The sequence below is a fragment of the Sphingopyxis sp. CCNWLW2 genome (assembly GCF_037095755.1).
Taxonomy (GTDB): domain Bacteria; phylum Pseudomonadota; class Alphaproteobacteria; order Sphingomonadales; family Sphingomonadaceae; genus Sphingopyxis.
In genome coordinates this window covers 811485-831513 of record NZ_JBAWKJ010000001.1, presented here as the reverse complement: position 1 = coordinate 831513, position 20029 = coordinate 811485, and the positions used below count along the sequence as shown (strand labels likewise).

Below are 20029 nucleotides of genomic sequence, written 5' to 3'. Positions count from 1 at the left end.
TCAGGCCGCCCAGCAGCCGCAGCCGAAGGCGCCCCAGAAGCTCTGGACGTCGGCGGCGGGGACATTGGCGCCCAGCGCTGCGGCATGGTCGTGGCCGTGGACGGCGCAGGACGAGGCGCAGCCGCAGGCGGCCGCCATCTTCTGCGCGCCTTCGGGCCGGCGATAATGGCCGCCGAAGGTCGCGACCGGCGACCAGTCGGGCATCAGCTTGGGCAGCGCGGGGGCGAGGGGGCCATAGTCGCCCTCGCCATATACGACCTTGCCGCCGAGGATGGTCAGCACCGAACGCAGATGCACGATTTCGCTTTCCGCGACGCCGAAATAATCGCCCGACAGCAACGCCAGATCGGCGAGTTGGCCAGCCTTGATCTGTCCCTTCTTGCCGACCTCGTTCGAGAACCATGTGTTCTTTTCGGTCCACAGCCGCAGCGCAGTTTCGCGGTCGAGGCGGTTGCGGACGGGATAGAGCGTCGTGCCCCCGAGCGTCTTGCCGGTGACGAGCCACGACAGCGAGACCCACGGATTGTAGCTCGCGACGCGCGTCGCGTCGGTCCCCGCGCCGACGGGCAGGCCGGCGTCCATCATCCGCCTGATCGGCGGGGTCGCCTCGGCGGCCTTGGCGCCATAGCGTTCGACGAAATATTCGCCCTGGAACGCCATCCGGTGCTGCACCGCAATGCCGCCGCCTAATGCAGCGATACGATCGATGTTGCGCTTGCTGATCGTCTCGGCATGATCGAAGAACCAGTTGAGGCCCTGTAGCGGGATGTCGCGGTTGACCTTCTCGAACACGTCGAGTGCGCGCGCGATCGTCTGGTCATAGGTCGCATGCATCCGCCACGGCCATTTGCGTTCGGCGAGCAGGCGCACGACGGGCTCGAGGTCGCTTTCCATATTCGCCGGCATGTCGGGCCGCTCGACGCGGAAATCCTCGAAATCGGCGGCGGAATAGACGAGCATCTCGCCCGCGCCATTGTGGCGATAGGTGTCGTCGCCGTCGCCGGGCTTCACCTGGGTGGACCAGGTCGCGAAGTCCTTGAGCTCTTCCTTCGGCTTTTGCGTGAAGAGATTGTACGCGATACGCAGCGTCATCTCGCCGTCCTTGTGCAGCTTTTCGATGATCTGATAATCGTCGGGATAATTCTGGAAGCCGCCGCCGGCGTCGATCACGCTCGTGACGCCGAGCGAATTCAATTCGCGCATGAAATGCTTCGTCGAATTGAGCTGATACTCCTCGGGCAGCTTGGGTCCTTTGGCGAGGGTCGAATAGAGGATCGTCGCATTGGGCTGCGCCAGCAACAGTCCGGTCGGGTTGCCGGCGGCGTCGCGGACGATCTCGCCGCCCGGCGGGTTCGGCGTGTCCTTGGTATAGCCGACAGCGCGGAGCGCGGCGGCGTTGAGCAAGGCGCGGTCATAGAGGTGGAGGATGAAGACGGGCGTATCGGGCGCGGCGGCGTTGATCTCGTCGAGCGTCGGCAGGCGCTTTTCAGCGAACTGATGCTCGGTGAAGCCGCCAACGACGCGCACCCACTGCGGGGGCGGCGTGTTTTGCGCCTGCTTCTTCAGCATCGCCATCGCGTCGGCGAGGCTCGGTACGCCGTCCCAGCGCAGCTCCATATTATAGTTGAGCCCGCCGCGTATGACGTGGATGTGGCTGTCGATCAGCCCCGGGATAAGACGGCGGCCCTTCGCGTCGATGACCGTCGCGTCCGGACCGGCGGCGGCGCGGACCTGCTGTTCGCTGCCGACGCTCAGGAATTTGCCGCTGCGGATCGCGACCGCCTGTGCCTCGGGATTGGCCTTGTCGAGCGTGGTCACCTTTGCGTTGACGATGACGAGGTCGGGCTGGGTCATGGCAAAGCTCTCCGAAGCGGTAAGAAGGGCGGTGGTGGCGGCGCCGGCAAGCGCCTGGCGGCGGGTGATCGAATTCATGCGTCATGCTCCTTGGCTGAGGCGGAGGTGCCGAGAATGTGCGGCGCGCAATCCTCGCGGACGAAGCGAACGAGTTCGGTGCGGTCGGCGAGACGCTTGGCGACCGGCACGAGCTGTTCGCCTAGCAGTATCCCGGCGAGGCCGACGAGCGCGACGACCGGAGGGGCAGGAGAACGGACCCCGATGAGGCCGTAGACGAGACCGGCGAGCAATCCGGCGCCCAGCGAGATCAGGTAGATTTTCATCGGTCCGTCCTCCCGTCTTTGCTTCAGCCGCGCACGAAAGCGAGCAGGTCGGCGTTGAGGATGTCGGCGTTGACCGTCAGCATGCCGTGCGAAAAGCCCTCATAGATTTTCAGCGTCGCGTTTGGCAGGATTTCGGCCTGCAGCATGCCGGCATTCTTGTAAGGCACGACCTGGTCGTCGTCGCCGTGCAGCACGAGCGTCGGGACGGTGATCGCCTTGAGGTCGTCGGCCTGGTCGGTTTCCGAAAAGGCCTTGATGCCGTCATAATGTGCCTTGGCGCTGCCCATCATGCCCTGGCGCCACCAGTTGTCGATCACCGCTTCATTGACCTTCGCGCCGGGGCGGTTGAAGCCGTAGAATGGGCCGGCCGCGACGTCGCGGAAGAAACTGGCGCGGTTGGCGGCGAGGCCGGCGCGCAGCCCGTCGAACACCTCGATCGGAAGCCCGCCGGGGTAACGGTCGGTCTTGAGCATGATCGGCGGCACCGCGCTGACCAGCACCGCCTTAGCGACGCGGCCCTGGGGGATGCCGTGGCGCGCGACATAGGCCGCGACCTCGCCGCCGCCGGTCGAATGCCCGATGTGAATCGCATTGCGCAGGTCGAGATGGTCGGCGACCGCCGCGGCGTCGGCGGCATAATGCGCCATGTCATGGCCTTCACTCACCTGTTCCGACCGGCCGTGGCCGCGGCGGTCGTGCGCGACCACGCGGTAGCCGTTTGCGAGGAAAAAGAGCATCTGCGCGTCCCAGTCGTCGGACGAGAGCGGCCAGCCATGGTGAAACATGATCGGCTGGGCGTCCTTTGGACCCCAATCCTTGTAGAAGATGCCGGTGCCGTCGCTTGTGGTCACAAAAGCCATGGTGAATTCCTTCGGGTTCGAAAATCGATGATGGAGAGAGGGCCGGGCGGGCACCCGGCCCCCGAGGGTCTTAGTGGCCGCCTTCCGACGCGCCGAACATCGTCTTGGCATAGGTGATGCCAAGGCCATAGGCGCCGCCCCATTTGCGGGCGATGCCGGTGGTCAGGTCATAGGTTTCGGCGCGTGCCCAGTCGCGCTGCAGTTCGAGCAGATATTGCAGCGAGGTGATCGGCTTCGCGCCGGCCTGCACCATGCGTTCGACGGCGCGCTCATGCGCTTCGGTCGAAATGTCGCCGCTGGCATCGGTGATGACATAAGCTTCATAGCCCTGTTCGAGCGCCGAGAGCACCGGGCCGACGATGCAGACCGAGGTCCAGAGGCCGGCGAACACCAGCCGCTCCTTGCCGATGCGGTTGACCTCGTCGATCACTGCGGCGTCTTCCCAGGTGTTCATGCTCGTGCGGTCGAGCAGCTTCTGGCCGGGGAAGGCTTCGGTGATCTCGTCGAACATCGGGCCCGAAAAGCTTTTTTCGGCGACCGTGGTCAGGATGGTGGGGACGTCGAAGCCGGCGGCGCCATTGGCGACGAGCGCGGCATTGTTACGCAGCAGTTCGGCGGGGATCGACTTGGTGGCAAAGGCCATCTGCGACTGGAAATCGATGAGAACCAACGCGTGGTTGCTGGGATTCAGCAGGGCCTTGGCGGGGGTCGGGGTGGCTTTGATCGACATGGGTGACACTCCTGTTGGCTAAACTTTCTTCCCGATCCGGTCGGGATGAAGCCGGTTTACGCCGGAGTGTTTGTGCGAAACAGGCTGATAAAATTTGCATCAATGTTCGATAAAATAGAAAAGATGGTGCCCGGTACGCGAAGGCCGCTTTTCGAAACTCGGTTCCCAGAAGGGGAACGGCCGCTACCGGCCAGTACCGGTCCCGGTATCGCCCAGAAAGAGCGCTTGGCCGTCATGGATATGCGCCCCTTTCCACGCCCGGAGCCCGACCTGCAACCACCCCGCATTATTTCGGGTTGCGGCAGGTGAATAATCTGCGGAGAAGCATCTGGGGAGGAGAGAGTGGGGCATGACGGTACAGCATAATGTCTTGATCGTCGACGATCACCGTATCACCCAAAGCGGTCTGCGGTTCCTTTTTGGTTCGCTCGATCGCTTCGTCGTTGTCGACGCGCTCGATTGCGGCGCGATGGTCAATGCTTTCGTACAGTCGCAACCGATCGATTTGGTTATCCTCGATCTCAACTTGCCCGACGTGCGGGGTATAAATGTTCTCGCCGAGATCGTCGGGTCGCGCGACATGACGGTTATCATCCTGACTGGTGAAACGAACCTTGCCGAGATTCATTCGGCGCTCAAACTGGGCGCGCGTGCTGTCGTGAGCAAATCGGACCCGCTCGATCACATTGTCGCCGCCTGCGACGCAGCGCTGGCGGGCGAGGTCTATATTTCGCCGCATATCGAAGAAGCGCTCGGCAAGTTTCAGCAATCCCCCGTTGCGCTGTCCTCGCGGCAGATGGCGATCCTCCACTATCTGGCACAGGGTGAGACAAACAAGGAGATCGCTTACCGTCTTGCGATCGCGCCCCCGACCGTATCTTTCCATATTGCGGAACTGCGGCGTAAACTCGACGTCCCGCATAACCGCAGGATCGTCGAGCGCGCGAATGAGCTAAACCTTCTCTGACGCAGCCAACAGAAGGGGATGGTGCGTCAGTTCGCGGCAAACGGGTTTGATCGCCACCATCGTGACAAGCTGGCCGAGCCGCCCGCGCGTGACTGTGCTGTCATCATAGGTCACAGCGAGGACAGGTTTTGTTTCGCTGTCCGATGCGGCCAGCCCCAACTCGAAATCTTCGCGCTGGTCGAAGTCGAGAATCGTCCATTCGTATAAGCCCGCTTGCAATTCATCCGTTGAGATCGGCGTAACGGCAGTGGAGGCTGCGGGGAGGGCTATCCGGATTTCCGTGCCGTGGCTGGACGACGAACAGATTTCGAGGGTTCCCCGAAGCATTTCGATGATGCGCTTGGCCGACCCGAAACCGGAGCCGGTTCCCTCTGTCGTTTCATTTCCTCGAACGCGCGCCCTGCCTCCGCTGTTCAAGGCGGCCATGATGTCTGCAGGCATTCCGCTTCCGGTGTCGGTGATGCTTATCATGGCACGGCCCTCGTCGAGCACGAGGGCGATGTGGGCGCCGCCAGTCTGCGTATATTGATAGCAATTGCTCAGCAGATTTGCGAGCGCGCGCATCAGGAGCGGTTTGTCCGAAATGATCATGACGTCGTCCGCGACGCTGACCTCCAGTGTCAGCTTTTTGTTCGCGAAGGGCGTCTTGAACATCATCGTCAGCGGCTCGATCAACGCCTGGCCGCGAAAGGCACCGAGTGCGACGAATTCAGCATTGCCCGCGGCGATGTTGGCGCCGGAAATGGTCGTCGTCACGATTTCGTTCAGATAATCGGCGGAGCTTTCGAGCATCGCGATCAGCGCCGGGTCGCCGCCCGGCGTTTCCTGCCGCTTTAGAACCGCGACTGCGCTGTTGAGCGCCAGGATAACCTGCCGACTGTCGTGGCCCGATGCATGAAGCAGCGCATTCTGACTATGTACGGTTTCGAGCGCATAGGCTTTTTCTTCAGCGAGGCGCGTCGCCCGTTCGCTGATTTCGAGGCGTTCGCCAAGCGACTGCGCATAATTGGCGTCGGCTACCAGCTTTTCCCGTTGGATCTTCTTGAGGTTCAGTCCGAGCGCCAGCGTTACCATGATCGATTCGAAGAGCCCGACGGGCCCGGAGAGGTGCCAGTTGATCGGCAACCAGGTAAAGAAGCCCATCGACGCGATCGCGGCATAGAAAATGAACAGCGCGAGGCTGGCCCAGCCGACGAAGAGGGGCCAGAGCTGGGACCCAAGCTGCTTCATCGCCGCATAGCCCACAAAAGGCAGGAATAACGCCACCCCGACCGCGACGATCCAGCCGGACAGGTGGAGAAAAAAGCGAACATCGGCGGGGTAGAGTGATAGGCCGGGCTGGACCAGCATGACGGCGACGGCGAAAAGGATCAGCGCCTTCAGGGTGAGGTCGCTCCTAGGGAAGTTGTCCGCAGTCTTCACGAAGCTTCGGCAAAACTGCGCCATCGCGGCCGCAAATCCGCATTTGAAGAAATCTTCCACGGCGACGCCGGTCAGCGGCTTGTCGTACAGGAAGAATATGGTGATGTAGCCCTCGGAATGGACCGTGTTGAGCGCAAAAAAAGCTTCCGCGACGGCCAGCCAGAGAAATTCCTTGAAGCCTGTGATCGAGAAGAAGAGGAAATTGAGGAGCAGTAGCGTCAGCGCGCCGACGACGACACCCGACACCATCGATATGTTGGCGCGCCGATCCTTGAAGAAGGTGCCATAGGTTTCGATGCGGAGCGGCATATAGGTCGAATTTTCGGAAACAAATTCGATGACAACCAGCTTTTCCTGCCGCGGTGCAAGCACAAGCTCGGAGCTGAACGCCTGGTAGGTCCCGAGATTTTCGCGGGCGACCTGCGGATCGGTAGCATCGACGATCAGCCTGAGCGCGTGACCTTCGGCTTCATAAAGACGGAAGTGCTTCAGCGAGCCGCGGCCGGTGGTCAGAATCCAGCTTCCCTGCGCGTCGCTCGCATTGCGAACGTTGAGGAGGACGACGGTCCGGGTGCCCGGGGGGCCGAAGTGGATCGTCGATCCCTTTATATGCTGCAGCGGACCGCCGAGAATGGCTTCCAGTTGCGGAGTCCTTGCGACGCCGGGGCGCTTCGCGAACCGAACAAACGAGGCGAGTGCGGGTGCATCTTCTCCCGCCCTGAGATCGAGCAGCGGCAATTTGTCGGAGTTTGCGCGCGCCGGTTGAGCGGCCAGCAGGCAAAGGAACCCAAGGATCGCGTATAAGATCTTCATTATCACCCCCGCCGCCGGGCGGGGACCGAACGCTTATCTGCGTCCAACGGGCGCACGCACAGGTTCGCCCAAGACAAGTTCAACCCACCCCCCGGTGATCTGTCACCCGTAACGGCCAGACACCTCGGTGCAAGCACCGCGGCAACGGTCCGTCGCAAATTCACCCTAAATAACATTGGGTAGACGTCCCGCCGTCCACGCCACTAGTCATCGCACGCAAAGCCGATGGGTATTTTTGCCCGAACGGCTGGGGGCGCAAATTTTCGAGGCGGGGCGGATGAGCCGGAGAGCGCAAATGCTCTCTGGTGAACCCTTTGCCTTGCCTGCAACGTCAATGGGGGACTCCAGAATATGTCACGCATCTCGAAATCTCGCCTGCTTGCTACCAGCGCGATCGTCGGCCTCGCAATCGGACATATGGCGCCCGCAGCCGCGCAGAATGCGTTCGGCGTTCATAATGACCAGCCCGAGCGGCTAGAGCTCGAGGTCGATGTAGGGGAGACGATCGAGGGGGAACTTATCGGGGTTTATGCCGACAATGGTCCGGTCACGGTCGGCAATGCCGGTGTCATTCGCGGCAACGGCGTTGACGTCGGCGGTATCGACAGCCGACCGAGCGGCGGCATCGTGATTGCGCAACCGAATTCCATCGTCACCAATGCGGGCCAGATCAGCGGGGCGGCGAACGGCGTCGTTACATCCTATTTTTTCAGCGAAGACGTAAATGGCGACGATCTGCCCCCGAAGCCGCTCGCTGCGAACACGCAGGTTTCGAACAGCGGTGTGATCCGCGGCGAAGCAGGGTCGGGCGTCGCCCTCGTCGGCGGCGGTACCGTCACCAACGGTGGCACGATCTCGGGGACCAGCGGGGCGCCCGGGAGCATGATCAACGGCACCGGCGTATCGATCTCGGAATTCCCCGGCGCGGCTGCCGGGAACATCACGGGCGTGGGCTCGATCACCAACAATGACGGCGGCGTGATCGAAGGTCAGATGTTCGGCGCGGTGCTGCAGGGCGGCGGCACCGTCACCAATATGGGCACGATCCGCAGCACCGGTAATCCGAACCCCGCGACCCCGAACGTCAGCCCGTTCGGACTCATTCTCGGTGCAACCACCGAACAGACCGGCCGCGCCGCGACGGTGGTGAACACCGGCAACATTTCGGGGTTTCTCGGGGTTCTGGCTGGCGGTGCGCTGGAAAGCGCGACGATCAACAACGATGGAATGATCAGTGCGACCGCGATCGCCATCATCGGCCAGTCCACCGGCAACCTGACCGTCAATAATTTCGAGAATGGCGAAATCCTTGCAAATGCGACGGCGATCGCGTCGAACGCCGGCACGCTGACCGTCGATAATAAGGGCTTCATCTTCAGCGCCGGTCAGAATGCGATCAACATCACGACCGCCGACGCCGTGATCAACAATAGCCAGGGCATTGTCGGCGCCCTGTCGGGCATTACGACCGCCGTGTTTCAGAATGCCGAGGGGACGCAGGCGCGCGCGCGCAACACTGCGGTCACGAATTCGGGCACGATCGAAGGCCGCGCAGGCAGCGGCGTTTCGCTCGCGGGCGGCGGATCGGTGGTCAACAGCGGCGTGATCCGCGGACTGAACGGCAATAACGGGTCGGGCACCGGTGTCGCCCTTTCCGAATTCGCCCAGTCTGTCGCGACTGATGTCACCGGTATCGGCTCGGTGACCAATGCTCCGGGCGGCCTGATCGAAGGCCAAATGTTCGGCGTGGTCGTCCAGGGTGGCGGGACCATCGATAATGAAGGGACCATTCGCAGCACCGGGACCTTCAATCCCGCCAATCCCAATGTCAGCCCGTTCGGCGTCATCCTTGGCGCGACCGCAGACCAGACTGGTCGCATCGGCACGCTCAACAACAGCGGCACCGTTCAGGGTTTCTTGGGAGTCCTTGCCGGAGGCGCGCTCAGCAGTGCCGTGATCGAAAACGAGGGTCTGATCAGCGGCCAAGCGGCCGCCATCATCGGTCAGTCGACGGGCGCCCTCACCATCAACAACCATGACGACGGCGAGATCGTCGCCAATGGGACCGCGATCCGTTCCAACGAAGGCTCGCTGGCTCTCAATAATGCGGGGTTGATAAGCGCTGGCGCCCAGGATGCGATTGTCATTACGACGGCGGACGCGGTGATCGTCAACAGCGGTCGGATCATCGGCGGCCAATATGGGATCGTCACCACGCCGATGGCGGATGGGACGGGCCGCGCAATCAATACCTCGATTACCAACAATGGCGAGATCATCGGTCTCAATAACGACGGCATTCGCCTCGCCGGCGGCGGGAGCGTGATCAACAGCGGCTTTATCGTGGGTGTCAATGCAGGTGCGCAGGGCACGGATGGCATCTCGATGTTTGCGCATGTCGACCAGTCGAACGAAGATTATTCGGCCCACGTCACCAACGATGAGAATGGCCGCATCGAGGGCCAGCGGTTCGCAATCATCCTGTCGGGCGGCGGCGAGGTCGTGAACGCCGGGGAAATCGAGGGCGTTAATGGCGGCGTCTATGTCCAGGGGACTGCCCTCAATACAGATCCAAGCGAGGATCGCAGTGGATTGACCGCCAAGGTCGTGAACACAGGCGACATTCGCGGCACTGGTAATCTCGGCGGCAGCGGCGGCGACGGCTATGGGGTTGGCTTCGGCAGCGACATGTCCAGCGCGACGCTCGAGAACAGCGGCACGATCGGCAGCGATTTTGGCGCCGGCGTCTCGCAGGGATCGCGTGCGGACGTAACGATTACCAATGCCGAGGGGGGCACGATCACCGGCGGCACGTCGGGCATCTATTCCTTCGCGACGGGCACACTTGCCGTGAACAACGCCGGTGTGATCCGCGGCGAGGGCAGTTACGACGGGTTCGACGCTGCGCCCGACGCCGGCATCACGATCACCACCGCGTCGTCGAGCGTGACCAACAGCGGGACGATCACAGGTGCGGGCGCCGGCATCACGACCGCCTATCAGTTCGACGAGGCGATCGGCGATATCGTCGGCATCGCGGTCGGCACGCAGGTGACGAACAGCGGCACGATCCGAGGCGAATCGAACGATGGCGTGCGCCTGATTGGCGGCGGCAGCGTGAGCAACAGCGGCATCATCCGCGGCGAGGGCAGCGTGCTGGCCGATGGCATCTCGATCTATCCCTATGACGGTCAGACGCTGGCGAACTATGTCGGAACCGTTGCGAACAGTTCCACCGGCGACATCAGCGGTACGCGGTTCGGGATCATCATGTCGGCCGGCGGCGCGGTCGACAACGCCGGCAAGGTCACCGGTGAGGGGCCGGGCGGCGTTCTTATCCAGCGCGGGGCAGGGCTTGTCCAGGAAACGGGCTTTGACGGCACGCTCACCAATACGGGGACGATCACGGGCTCCAACGGCTATGGCGCGGTCGTCCTCGTCACCGATACCGCAACGATCACCAATAGCGGAACGATCACTGGCGCAACATCGGGCGCTGTCGTCGAAGGGCTGCAGGTCTCGCAAGAAATCGCGCAGACCGGCACGATCAGCAATAGCGGCACGATCACCGGAAGCGGGACCTTTGGCGCTGCGGTCGCGGGCTTCCTCGATACTGCCGAAATCACCAATAGCGGCACGATCACTGGTGCGACAGACGGCGTCATTCTCGGTAATTTCGGGACAGCGACGCTCGTCAACACCGGGGCAATCACGGGCGGCGGCCGGGGCGTCTGGGGCGATGACAGCGGCGCGGTCATCCTCGACAACGCAGGGACGATCACCGGTTCAAGCGGGATCGCGGTCCAACTCGGCAGCTTCGACGACCGTGTCACCCTGCGAACCGGCAGCGCGATGTCCGGCGCAGTGGACGCAGGCGGCGGTAACGACAGCCTGACGCTCGATGGGGACGTCCTTGAACTGACCGAGGCGCAGCAACTCACCGAAGCGACCGGGTTTGAGACGCTCGACGTTGCGGCAGGCTATTGGTCGACCGCAGGGATGGTCGGCGCATTCGATAACGTTTCGATCGCCAGCGGTGCGTCGCTGCAGGTCAATGAAATTGACTTGGGCGCGGGCGATACCTCGTCGCCGATCCTGACGCCGTCGGTTCGGACTGACGGCCTGCTTGTCTTGAACTTCGGCACCGACGACGTCGTGTCCGATCTCGCGGACCTGACGATCGATGGGACGGGGCAGTTGCAGCTGATCGGCGACGCCGTGTTTACCGTCGACACCTCCAACATCGCCCACACTGGTGGAACGATCATCTCCAATGGCGGCCTTGTTCTGACCGGTCTGCTCCAGGGTGACGTGAAGACCGAAGGGGCCGGCTTCTTCGAGCTGGGCGCCGGCGGAAGCGAGGGCAGCTTTGCGGGCAATATCGTCAACGATGGGCGCTTCGTCTTCAATCGTTCGGACGATTATGATTTCCTCGGCGCCTTCTCGGGCAGCGGTACCCTCGACAAGATGGGCGACGGCGCGCTGACCTTCATGGGTGACTATGCCTTCCAGGGGGTGACGAACATCCTTGGGGGCTCGGTACGCATCGGCGGCACGATCGATCCGGGCACCGAATTCGACCTAGGCGACGGCGGCACGCTCGACATCACGGGCAAGGACCAAACGATCGGCGGCCTCGAAGGCGATGCGGGTTCGAACGTCGTGATCGGCGACAGCCAGCTCACCGTCGATCAATCTGGCAACACTGCTTTCGGCGGCGATATCTCGGGCACGGGCAGCCTGGTAAAAGAGGGCGCCGGCACGCTCAACCTTACCGGAAACAGCAGCTATACCGGCCCGACGTCGGTTAACGGCGGCACGCTCGCGGTCAATGGTTCGATCGCCTCGCCGGTGACCGTCAACAGCGGCGGAACCCTTGGCGGCAACGGCGCCGTGGGATCGACGACCGTCGCCAGCGGCGGCACGATCGCACCGGGCAACTCGATCGGCCAGCTCACCGTGAACGGCGATCTCGCCTTTGCTCCCGGCTCGATCTACGAAGTCGAGGTCAACGCGGCGGGCGCCGCAGATCGCCTCGACGCGACGGGCGCCGTGACGATCGCCAGCACGGCGAGCGTTGCGGTCCTAGCCGAGGACGGCAACTATAACCCGCGCACCGACTATATCATTCTGACAGGCGGTGCGGGAATCACCGGGACGTTCGGTTCGGTGACGACCGATCTCGCCTTCCTCGATCCGCTGCTGCGCTACAGCGCCAACTCGGTGACGCTGTCGCTCTATCGCAACGATATCGATTTCGCCGATATCGCGGTCGGCTTCAACCAAGCGAGCGTGGCGGCCGCAGTTCAGGCACTTGGCGTCGACAATCCGCTGTACGAAGCGGTGCTGGTCCAGAATGCGGCGACCGCACAGGCGAGCTTCGGCGACCTGTCGGGCGAAATTCTGGCTAGCACGATCAGCGGCCTGACCGACGACAGCCGTCATTTGCGCAACGCCTTGATGGGTATGAAAGCATCCGAAGAGGGTGGTGCGTTCGTGTGGGGCTCGGCCTTTGGTGGCTGGGGCGAGTTTGACGCAGCGCGCGGCAATTACGCGATGGACACCGATCACAAGGGATTGGTCGCGGGCGTCGGTTTTGGCGGCAACGGCTTCGCCGCAGCGCTTTCGGCGGGTATTGGCGGATCGGACTTCCGCTTCGGCGGGCGCAGCGACCATGCGGATGTCGAAAGCAAATATCTGGCTGCCCACGCCACTTATGGCGCCGACGGCGGTCTGCGGGGTACGATCGGTGTAAGCTATGCCTGGCACGACATTGACACGACCCGCGCGATTAGCGGCGCGCCGCTGGCTCAAACGCTTTCGTCGAACCGTGACGCTGATACGCTGCAGATCTTTGGCGAGATCGGTTATGACATTGTCACCGGCAAGACGGCGATCACGCCCTTCGCTCGACTGGCACATGTCGATACCAGTAGTGATGCTTTCGCTGAAACCGGCGGCAACGCGGCGCTCACCGTCGCGAAGGGCGATCAGAAGACCACCTTCGTCAGCTTGGGCGGGCGCGCGCAGTTCAATGCCGGTCAGTTGGGCTTCCAGCCCTATGTGTCGGCCGCCTGGAACCTCGCCCTTAACGATCGCAGCGCGCCGGTCGTCTCGCGGTTCACCTCCGGCGGACCGGCGTTTGGTATCCTGGGCACGGCTATCCCGAAAAACTCGGCAGAGGTCGAAGCCGGATTTGAATATGCTACAGGCTCGTTCCGCCTCGGGGCCGCTTATACCGGAACCTTGGCCTCTGACCGCAGCTCTCATGGTGCAAGGGTTACCGCACGTATCGCCTTCTGATTAGCGACCCGTCAGAAGAGCGAAACGCGCGGTATGGGGCCGAGGCGACTTACGTCGTCTCGGCCCCATTAATGCCGCATTTTATTCGTCGCGCCGCAGGAGCAAGTTGCGAACGGCTGCTTTCGCAGATCTTCGCTTGAAAGCGGTCAGGCAGCAAACGGCCAATCGCTGCCAATTTCATTGCCCGCGACGACTGAACGTTCATGCTGCTCTTCCGAAATGATGAGATCGCGCCTCGCCCGTCGCAGACCGAGCTTGAATCAGGTGATAAGCCGGTCGACCTGCGCCTGCAGGCGAGGGCTTATCAGCAGGATCGCGGGTATAACGATCGCATAGGCTGTTGCCCAGGAGCGCAACCAGATCGCCACAAAGTCGCTAGAAAGGCCGAGGTTGATCGCGACGAGTGAGAAGGAGATAATCCCGGTCGTCACAATGCCCATCAGGAGGGCGAACGCGATTTTGCGTTTCATCTGAAGGCTCATTGTCCGGCTCCCCGAAAATCGGCAGGCGCGACGTCAATCACCGCCTGGGCAAAGGCTTTGGGAGCCTCCTGCGGCAAGTTGTGGCCGATACCGCCGCTGATATTGCGGTGCGCATAGGGTCGGGAAAATCTCTTTGCGTAGACCGCCGGCTCGGGATGCGGGGCGCCGTTAGCGTCGCCCTCAAGCGTGATTGTCGGTACGGTAATTGCCGGGAACTTAGCTAGCCTTGCCTCCAGCGCATCATAGGCAGGTTCGCCCTTGCTCAGTCCCAAGCGCCAGCGATAATTGTCGATGACGATTGCGACATGATCCGGATTGTCGAGCGCGCGGGCCGTCCGGGCGAATGTGGCGTCGTCAAATTGCCAGGTTGGCGAGGCCGTCCGCCAGATCAACTTTGCGAATTCGGCACGATTAGCTTCGTATCCGACGCGACCCCGTTCGGTGGCGAAATAAAATTGGTACCACCAGGAAAGTTCGGCCGCTGGCGGCAGCGGCATCCTGTTGGCCTCCTGGCTGCCGATGAGATAACCGCTCACCGAGACGAGCGCTGCGCAGCGCTCTGGCCAAAGCGCCGCAACGATGCACGCGGTGCGGGCACCCCAGTCGCAGCCAGCGACGATGGCCTTGTCGATGCCGAGCGCGTCGAGCAACGCGATCGCATCTGCGGCAAAAGCGGATTGCTGGCCATTACGAGCCTCATCCTGGGACAGGAAAGTCGTCGTGCCGAAACCGCGCAAGTAGGGGACGATCACGCGGTAGCCGGAAGCGGCCAGCAGCGGGGTGACCCCGTCATAACTGTGAATATCGTACGGCCAGCCGTGCAAGAGGAGGACCGGAGGCCCGTCTTTTGGACCCTGCTCGACGAAGCCGATGTCGAGTTTGCCGGCCCGGATTTGCTTGACTAGGCCGAATTCGGTCGAGCCCGCAAAGGGCCGGGCCGGCATGTGTGCCCGGCTGGACCCCCATGCCATTCCGGTGGCGGCGATGGCGAAGCCGAGGAAGTTTCGCCGATTATGTGCGTCCAGATATGGCATGGGAGGTCTCCTTACATTTCGGGATCAGACGAGGTTGATCTCGACATCGATATTGCCGCGGGTCGCTTTCGAATAAGGGCAGGTCTGGTGCGCCATATCGACGATAGCCTGCGCCGCCTTGCGCTCGACGCCAGGCAAGCTGACATTGAGGCGTGCCTGGAGCAGATAGGCATCGCCGGCCATTCCAAGATCGACCTCGGCATCGATCGCAAGATCGGCGGGGAGTTTTACATCGAGCTTCTTGGCGGCGAGACCCATGGCGCCTTCGAAGCAGGCGGACCAACCTGCGGCGAACAATTGCTCGGGATTGGTGCCGCTGCCCGGCCCGCCGGGGCTCGACAGCTTCACATCGAGCCTGCCGTCCGAGCTTGCCGACTTGCCATCGCGGCCTCCGGTGGTGTGGGTCTTGGCGGTGTAGAGAATTTTATCAGGCTTGTTCATGATCATATTCCTTTGATGAGGTGGTGGGGCGTTCGTTCACTTCCTCTCGCGCAGGGGACGAAAAGCGGCGCGGATTTCGGCAGCGAACAGCTCGGGCTGTTCCCAGGCGGCGAAATGACCGCCCTTCTCGACCTCGTTCCAGTAGATCAGCTTCTTGAAGCTCTTCTCGCCCCAGCTGCGCGGCGCGCGATAGATTTCGCCGGGGAAGACGGTGACTGCGACCGGCACCTTGCTAATCTCGATCGCATTGAACGGACCGCCGGGGCCTTGGGCTGCGTCCCAATAGCTGCGCGATGACGAGGTTCCTGTGTTGGTCAGCCAGTAAAGGGTGATGTTGTCGAGGATCTCGTCGCGCGTCAGCACGCTTTCGGGATTGCCGCCGCTGTGCGTCCAGGTCGCGATCTTTTCATAGAGGAAGGCGGCAAGACCGACCGGCGAGTCCGACAGACCATAGCCGAGCGTCTGCGGCCGCGTGTTCATCATCTCGGCATATCCGAAGCCTTTGCCGTAGAAGGTTTCGAGTCCGGCATAGGCGATCTTCTCCTCGGGCGAGTAGCTGTCAGGAACCGGCTGTTTGGCACGGACGAGCTTGAGAACGTCGGGCGGCACGGTGCCGGGCATGTTCGTGTGGATACCCAGCAAGCCATCGGGGGCCTGAACCGCCAACACCTGGGAAATGATCGCGCCCCAGTCGCCGCCCTGCGATACATAATTCTTGTACCCCAGGCGCTTCATCAGCACGTCCCAAGCACGCGCCACCCGCGCCGGATCCCAGGCCTCGTTCGGCTTTCCCGAAAAACCATAGCCCGGGTAGGTCGGCATGATCAGGTCGAAGGCGTCTTCCGCCTTGCCGCCATGGGCCGTCGGATCGGTCAGCGGCCCGACGGTTTTGAGCAGCTCGAACGGCGAGCCGGGCCAGCCATGCGTCATCAGCAGCGGCATCGCCCCTTTATGCTTCGAGCGGATGTGGATGAACTGAATGTCGACACCGTCGATCGTCGTAATGAACTGGGGCACGGCGTTGAGACGGGCTTCGCCCTTGCGCCAGTCATAGTCGGTGCCCCAATATCGGACGAGCGGTTCGAGACGGTCGAGCTGCACGCCCTGCGATGCATCCGAGACCTTTTCGCGGTCGGGCCAGCGCGTCTCGGCGATCCGCCGACGAAGGTCGGTCAGCGCTTCTTCAGGGATGGCCACGTGGAACGGCCGGATGGACTCATCCTGTGGTGCCGCGGCGACTGCAGCGGTCGTGGCCGCGATCGGGGTTGCCGAACCGGCGGTGTTGGCGAAGCTCGGGCTGGCCTGAAGCGACATGCCGAGCGCAGCTGCCGAAAGGGCTGTTGCGGATAGCAAGCGGCGCAGTGACGTTGAGTTTTTGGGGGACATGATATTTCTCCTGTTTTGATATGAAGGGGGACGCTCAGGCGCCTATGGTGGCGGGCCGATAACGGTCGGCCGGATGGGTCAGCGACAGATTGGGGAGCATGGCGATCCGTGCCGCTTCGAAAGCATCCCAGGCGGACGTGTCCGGAAGGGCGGGGATCGTGACGGTTTCACCGAGATCGAGACCGGCGAGAGCGGCATCGACCATCGCATCGGCCGACATCACGATCTCCGCGGGAACGCCGGAAAGCGGCACACCCGACAGATCCCAGAACTCGGTCGCGGTGGCGCCGGGCAGGACGACCTGGACACGTACGCCCTTGTCGGCGAGTTCGGCTTGCAGCGATGCCGTCAGCGCAACCACGAATGCCTTTGTCGCGCCATAGACCCCGTTGAGCAGAAACTCCGGCGCGATAGCGACCGTCGAGGCGATGTTGATGATCGTACCGCTACCCACTGCAGCAAATCGCTGCGCAACGGCGTAGGTCAGCCGAGCGAGAGCGGTGGCGTTGATGTCGATCATCGCCTCCATCTGGTCGACATCGGCCTGCCACGTCGGGACGGGCGCGCCGATGCCGGCGTTGTTCACGAGCATCGTGATGCGGCGATCGTTGATGAGGCGCGCCTCGATCAGCCGCAGTTCGCCCGGATTGGACAAATCGGCCGATAGCGTTTCGACGCTGCGGCCGGTCGCTTCGCGGATTGCTTTCGAGACCTTGTCGAGATTGGCGGCGCTGCGCGCCACCAGGAGCAGATCATAGCCACGACGGGCCAGACGGTCGGCATAGATCGCACCGATACCGGCGGAGGCGCCGGTGATGAGCGCAGTGCCCTTTACTTCGTTCATCGCTCTTCCTTTCAAGAAGGTTGGGATGCCGACCGACCGACGTGATCGGGGCGACCAGAACGATTTAGAGGGTTGGGAGAATGCCGGTAGAAAGGGAAACCGAGAGCAAGCCTCTCATTTCCGCCATGTTGGTCAGGCGCAGTCGAGTCCCGTACATGCGACGCGAAGGCGTGGTGCGGCCCAGTCGATGAAGGCGCGCACCTTGAGCGGAAGCAGGCCTTGGCGCGGATAAACGATATGGACGGGACGGAGCTCGCCATCGGCATCGGGAAAGAGCCGCACCAGCGTGCCCGACCGGATATGCTCCGATACCTGATAATCGAAGAGGCGCGCGACCCCCACGCCGCCGAGCGCGGCCGCGAGATTTCCAGCGGCGCTGTTGACCGTCACTCGTGCGCGCGGCAAGCACATCACGTCCTCGTCTTCGACGCGATAACCCCAGAACATCGGCAGCGGTCCGAACAGGATTCCGTCATGTTGAGGAAGGTCGCGCGGGCCGGACGGTGTCCCGCACCGTTCCAGATAGGCCGGGCTGGCGCAGGTGATCAGTCGAAATTCTCCCGCCTTGACTGCAAAGAGCGCGCTGTCCGGTAGATGACCGAGCCGGATCGCGACATCGACATGCTCATCGACCATATGCACCAGCCGGTCGGAGGTGACGAGTTTGAGGGTGACCTCGGGATATTCCTCGATGAAGGCGAGCGCGATCGGGATGACGTGCCGCACGCCGAACTCGATCGGCATGGTGATCGACAACTCGCCGCGGGGCGTCTGATACTCTCCCGAGGCCCGTCGTTCGGTTTCTTCCAAGTCCGCAATGATACGTCGTGCTGCCTCGACATAGTCGCGGCCCGCATCGGTCAACTGAATGTTGCGGCTCGTCCTGACGAGCAGATTGGTTCCAAGATACCGCTCGAGTTCAGCGACCTTGCGACTGACGCTGGGCAACGGAGACCCAAGGGCGCGGCTACCCGCTGACAGGCTGCCGGCATCGACGACCGCCAGAATGACCCGCATGGCGTCCAGCCGATCCATTTGCTCCTTCTCCCGCCCCGAGCAGAGGTGAATAGCCGACTTCGGGAGATCAACATAGCTTCATGCGCGGCGCCAAATTGATACGCGCCCGCGTATATGTCCGCCCTTGAGCTGCGCGGCTTGCTCGATGTCCGCTTTTGCCGACTTCGCGCCCAAAGCCGCCAGTCCGCAAGCGGCCAGGTCCGGCAGCAACCTCTATGCCAGCAGCCAGCGCGAGAGGAATGTCTAATGATGGGTCGGCTTCCAGATGCTCCTTCCGCCTGCGGGACGCGTTACGCCACAATCCCGATGGATGGCTCACGCTCTCTTGCAGCTGCCCGCGGTCCGAGGAGACACCGTCCCGCCGCCACCGCCGCATGAGCTTATGATGGGACGGGGCTATTCGATTTGTCTAGCAGCCTCGTCCTGCGCAGGGTTTCTGAGGGCAATTCGCCGAAGAAGGTTCGATACTGCTGAGAGAACCGGCCAAGATGACCAAAGTCCTGTGCGAGCGCTGCGGCGGTCACGCTCGGTTCGGAAAGGCGCGCATACCACAATTCGTTGCGCACCTGGTTGAGGCGAAATGACAGAACCAAATCGAGCGGACTCATGTCGAGCGTCGATCGCACGGCGAGATGGAGCGCACGTGGCGTAATACCGAGTTCGTGCGCAACATCGCTCACCGTGACCCGTTGGCCGAAACGGCTTTCGACATATCTTATCATACGCCGCGTCAGCTCATATCCTTCCACTCGCCGGCGACGAATAATCGGAGATTTTCCAATCGAAGCTGCCCAGAAGGCCTTGTCGAGGGCGCGCAGCAGGCCCTGTCGTAGCGAGCTATGATCGACAGAGAAATTTCTGCCATTCCCGAACGCCGTCTCGGTCAGGCGCCGGAACATATCCACCAATTCAACCGGCAGGGGAATGGAAGCATGTTCGGGGCCGGCAAGCAGGTGCGGAGGCGCTTCCAATCCGTGCTCGACAAGAACGGACGACGAAACCGCGATCTCGATCGAATACCAATTCCCGTCGAGGATGCTTCGATATTCGCGTCCCGGAGCCATGAGGGTCAGGTGCCCCGCCCCGACCTCGATCCCGCAGAATATGGCAGGAGAAAAATTGACGACGCATTTCAGCCAACCGGGTTCGGGACGCGAATGATCGATAACCCTTCTATTAACCCGGATATCGGAGAAAACCACGCCTCCGAGTTTGAGGCTGCGAAGCTGGATGCGGATCTGGCCGGGCTCGATCTGTATCGCCGGCGTATCCCAGCCCGACAACTTCTCGCGGAAATGATCTATATCGAGAAACTCGCACTGGATCAGCTTTCCAACCACCGAGTCACTCCTCTTACCGCCATGGTTAACCGATCAGCTTCCGATATCGGATAGCGGGTGCTTGGCAAAGGTTTACGAGATCATTCTGAAATTCTTGGCTTAACAGGCAGGTAAGGGGTGCGGGATGGGGCGTATGGCGATGGCTCGGGGCGCTTCCGAAGATACTCCCGGCCTTCTTCGTTCAGCGCCTATCCGCTGCGACGGCTTTCGGCC

General features: G+C 62.3%; 14 protein-coding genes. 2 read left to right on the top strand and 12 right to left on the bottom strand.

What is annotated here, in order from left to right:
- The 4 genes from V8J55_RS03865 to V8J55_RS03850 form a co-directional block, all read right to left on the bottom strand.
- Positions 1 to 1932: an amidohydrolase gene (locus tag V8J55_RS03865; RefSeq protein ID WP_336444430.1), complete on the bottom strand. Its 1932-nt coding sequence runs from the start codon at positions 1930 to 1932 to the stop codon at positions 1 to 3.
- The gene (locus V8J55_RS03860) at positions 1929 to 2177 is read right to left on the bottom strand and encodes a XapX domain-containing protein (RefSeq protein ID WP_336444429.1); all 249 of its coding nucleotides are present in this window, start codon (positions 2175 to 2177) and stop codon (positions 1929 to 1931) included. The genes V8J55_RS03865 and V8J55_RS03860 overlap by 4 nt, the downstream gene beginning before the upstream one ends.
- A 23-nt stretch (positions 2178 to 2200) precedes the next feature.
- Positions 2201 to 3037: an alpha/beta fold hydrolase gene (locus tag V8J55_RS03855; RefSeq protein WP_336444428.1), complete on the bottom strand. Its 837-nt coding sequence runs from the start codon at positions 3035 to 3037 to the stop codon at positions 2201 to 2203.
- A gap of 70 nt (positions 3038 to 3107) precedes the next feature.
- Positions 3108 to 3767 carry a hydrolase gene (locus tag V8J55_RS03850; protein ID WP_336444427.1) on the bottom strand — a complete coding sequence of 220 codons (660 nt, stop codon included), beginning with the start codon at positions 3765 to 3767 and terminating at the stop codon, positions 3108 to 3110.
- A gap of 370 nt (positions 3768 to 4137) precedes the next feature.
- Between V8J55_RS03850 and V8J55_RS03845 the strand changes: the two genes are divergently transcribed.
- Positions 4138 to 4734, top strand: a complete 597-nt coding sequence (locus tag V8J55_RS03845) for a response regulator transcription factor (protein ID WP_197411472.1) — start codon at positions 4138 to 4140, stop codon at positions 4732 to 4734.
- Here the strand turns inward: V8J55_RS03845 and V8J55_RS03840 are convergent.
- Complete coding sequence (locus V8J55_RS03840) at positions 4720 to 6405, bottom strand: sensor histidine kinase (protein WP_336444426.1); 1686 nt, start codon at positions 6403 to 6405, stop codon at positions 4720 to 4722. The two genes, V8J55_RS03845 and V8J55_RS03840, sit on opposite strands and share 15 nt — an antisense overlap.
- Positions 6406 to 7320: 915 nt before the next feature.
- Between V8J55_RS03840 and V8J55_RS03835 the strand changes: the two genes are divergently transcribed.
- A complete protein-coding gene (locus V8J55_RS03835) occupies positions 7321 to 13272 on the top strand; it encodes an autotransporter domain-containing protein (RefSeq protein ID WP_336444425.1) in 5952 nt (1983 codons plus the stop codon).
- A gap of 260 nt (positions 13273 to 13532) precedes the next feature.
- On the opposite strand, the gene V8J55_RS03830 is transcribed toward V8J55_RS03835, so the two are convergent.
- The 7 genes from V8J55_RS03830 to V8J55_RS03800 all read right to left on the bottom strand — a co-directional run bounded on the left by V8J55_RS03830 (position 13533) and on the right by V8J55_RS03800 (position 19816).
- Positions 13533 to 13742, bottom strand: a complete 210-nt coding sequence (locus V8J55_RS03830) for a DUF2798 domain-containing protein (RefSeq protein WP_225940932.1) — start codon at positions 13740 to 13742, stop codon at positions 13533 to 13535.
- Positions 13743 to 13750: 8 nt separating this feature from the next.
- Entirely contained in the window at positions 13751 to 14788 is a 1038-nt protein-coding gene (locus V8J55_RS03825) for an alpha/beta fold hydrolase (protein ID WP_336444424.1), read from the bottom strand.
- Positions 14789 to 14812: 24 nt separating this feature from the next.
- Complete coding sequence (locus tag V8J55_RS03820) at positions 14813 to 15229, bottom strand: organic hydroperoxide resistance protein (RefSeq protein WP_192648811.1); 417 nt, start codon at positions 15227 to 15229, stop codon at positions 14813 to 14815.
- A 36-nt stretch (positions 15230 to 15265) separates the two neighbouring features.
- Positions 15266 to 16615, bottom strand: coding sequence for an epoxide hydrolase family protein (locus V8J55_RS03815; RefSeq protein ID WP_336444423.1), 1350 nt, complete (start codon positions 16613 to 16615; stop codon positions 15266 to 15268).
- Positions 16616 to 16649: 34 nt separating this feature from the next.
- Entirely contained in the window at positions 16650 to 17459 is an 810-nt protein-coding gene (locus V8J55_RS03810; RefSeq protein ID WP_192648813.1) for an SDR family NAD(P)-dependent oxidoreductase, read from the bottom strand.
- Positions 17460 to 17591: 132 nt separating this feature from the next.
- Complete coding sequence (locus V8J55_RS03805) at positions 17592 to 18494, bottom strand: LysR family transcriptional regulator (RefSeq protein WP_336444421.1); 903 nt, start codon at positions 18492 to 18494, stop codon at positions 17592 to 17594.
- A gap of 362 nt (positions 18495 to 18856) precedes the next feature.
- Positions 18857 to 19816 (bottom strand): AraC family transcriptional regulator, encoded by a 960-nt coding sequence (locus V8J55_RS03800; RefSeq protein WP_336444420.1) that lies wholly within the window; start codon positions 19814 to 19816, stop codon positions 18857 to 18859.
- Positions 19817 to 20029 lie beyond the last annotated feature (213 nt).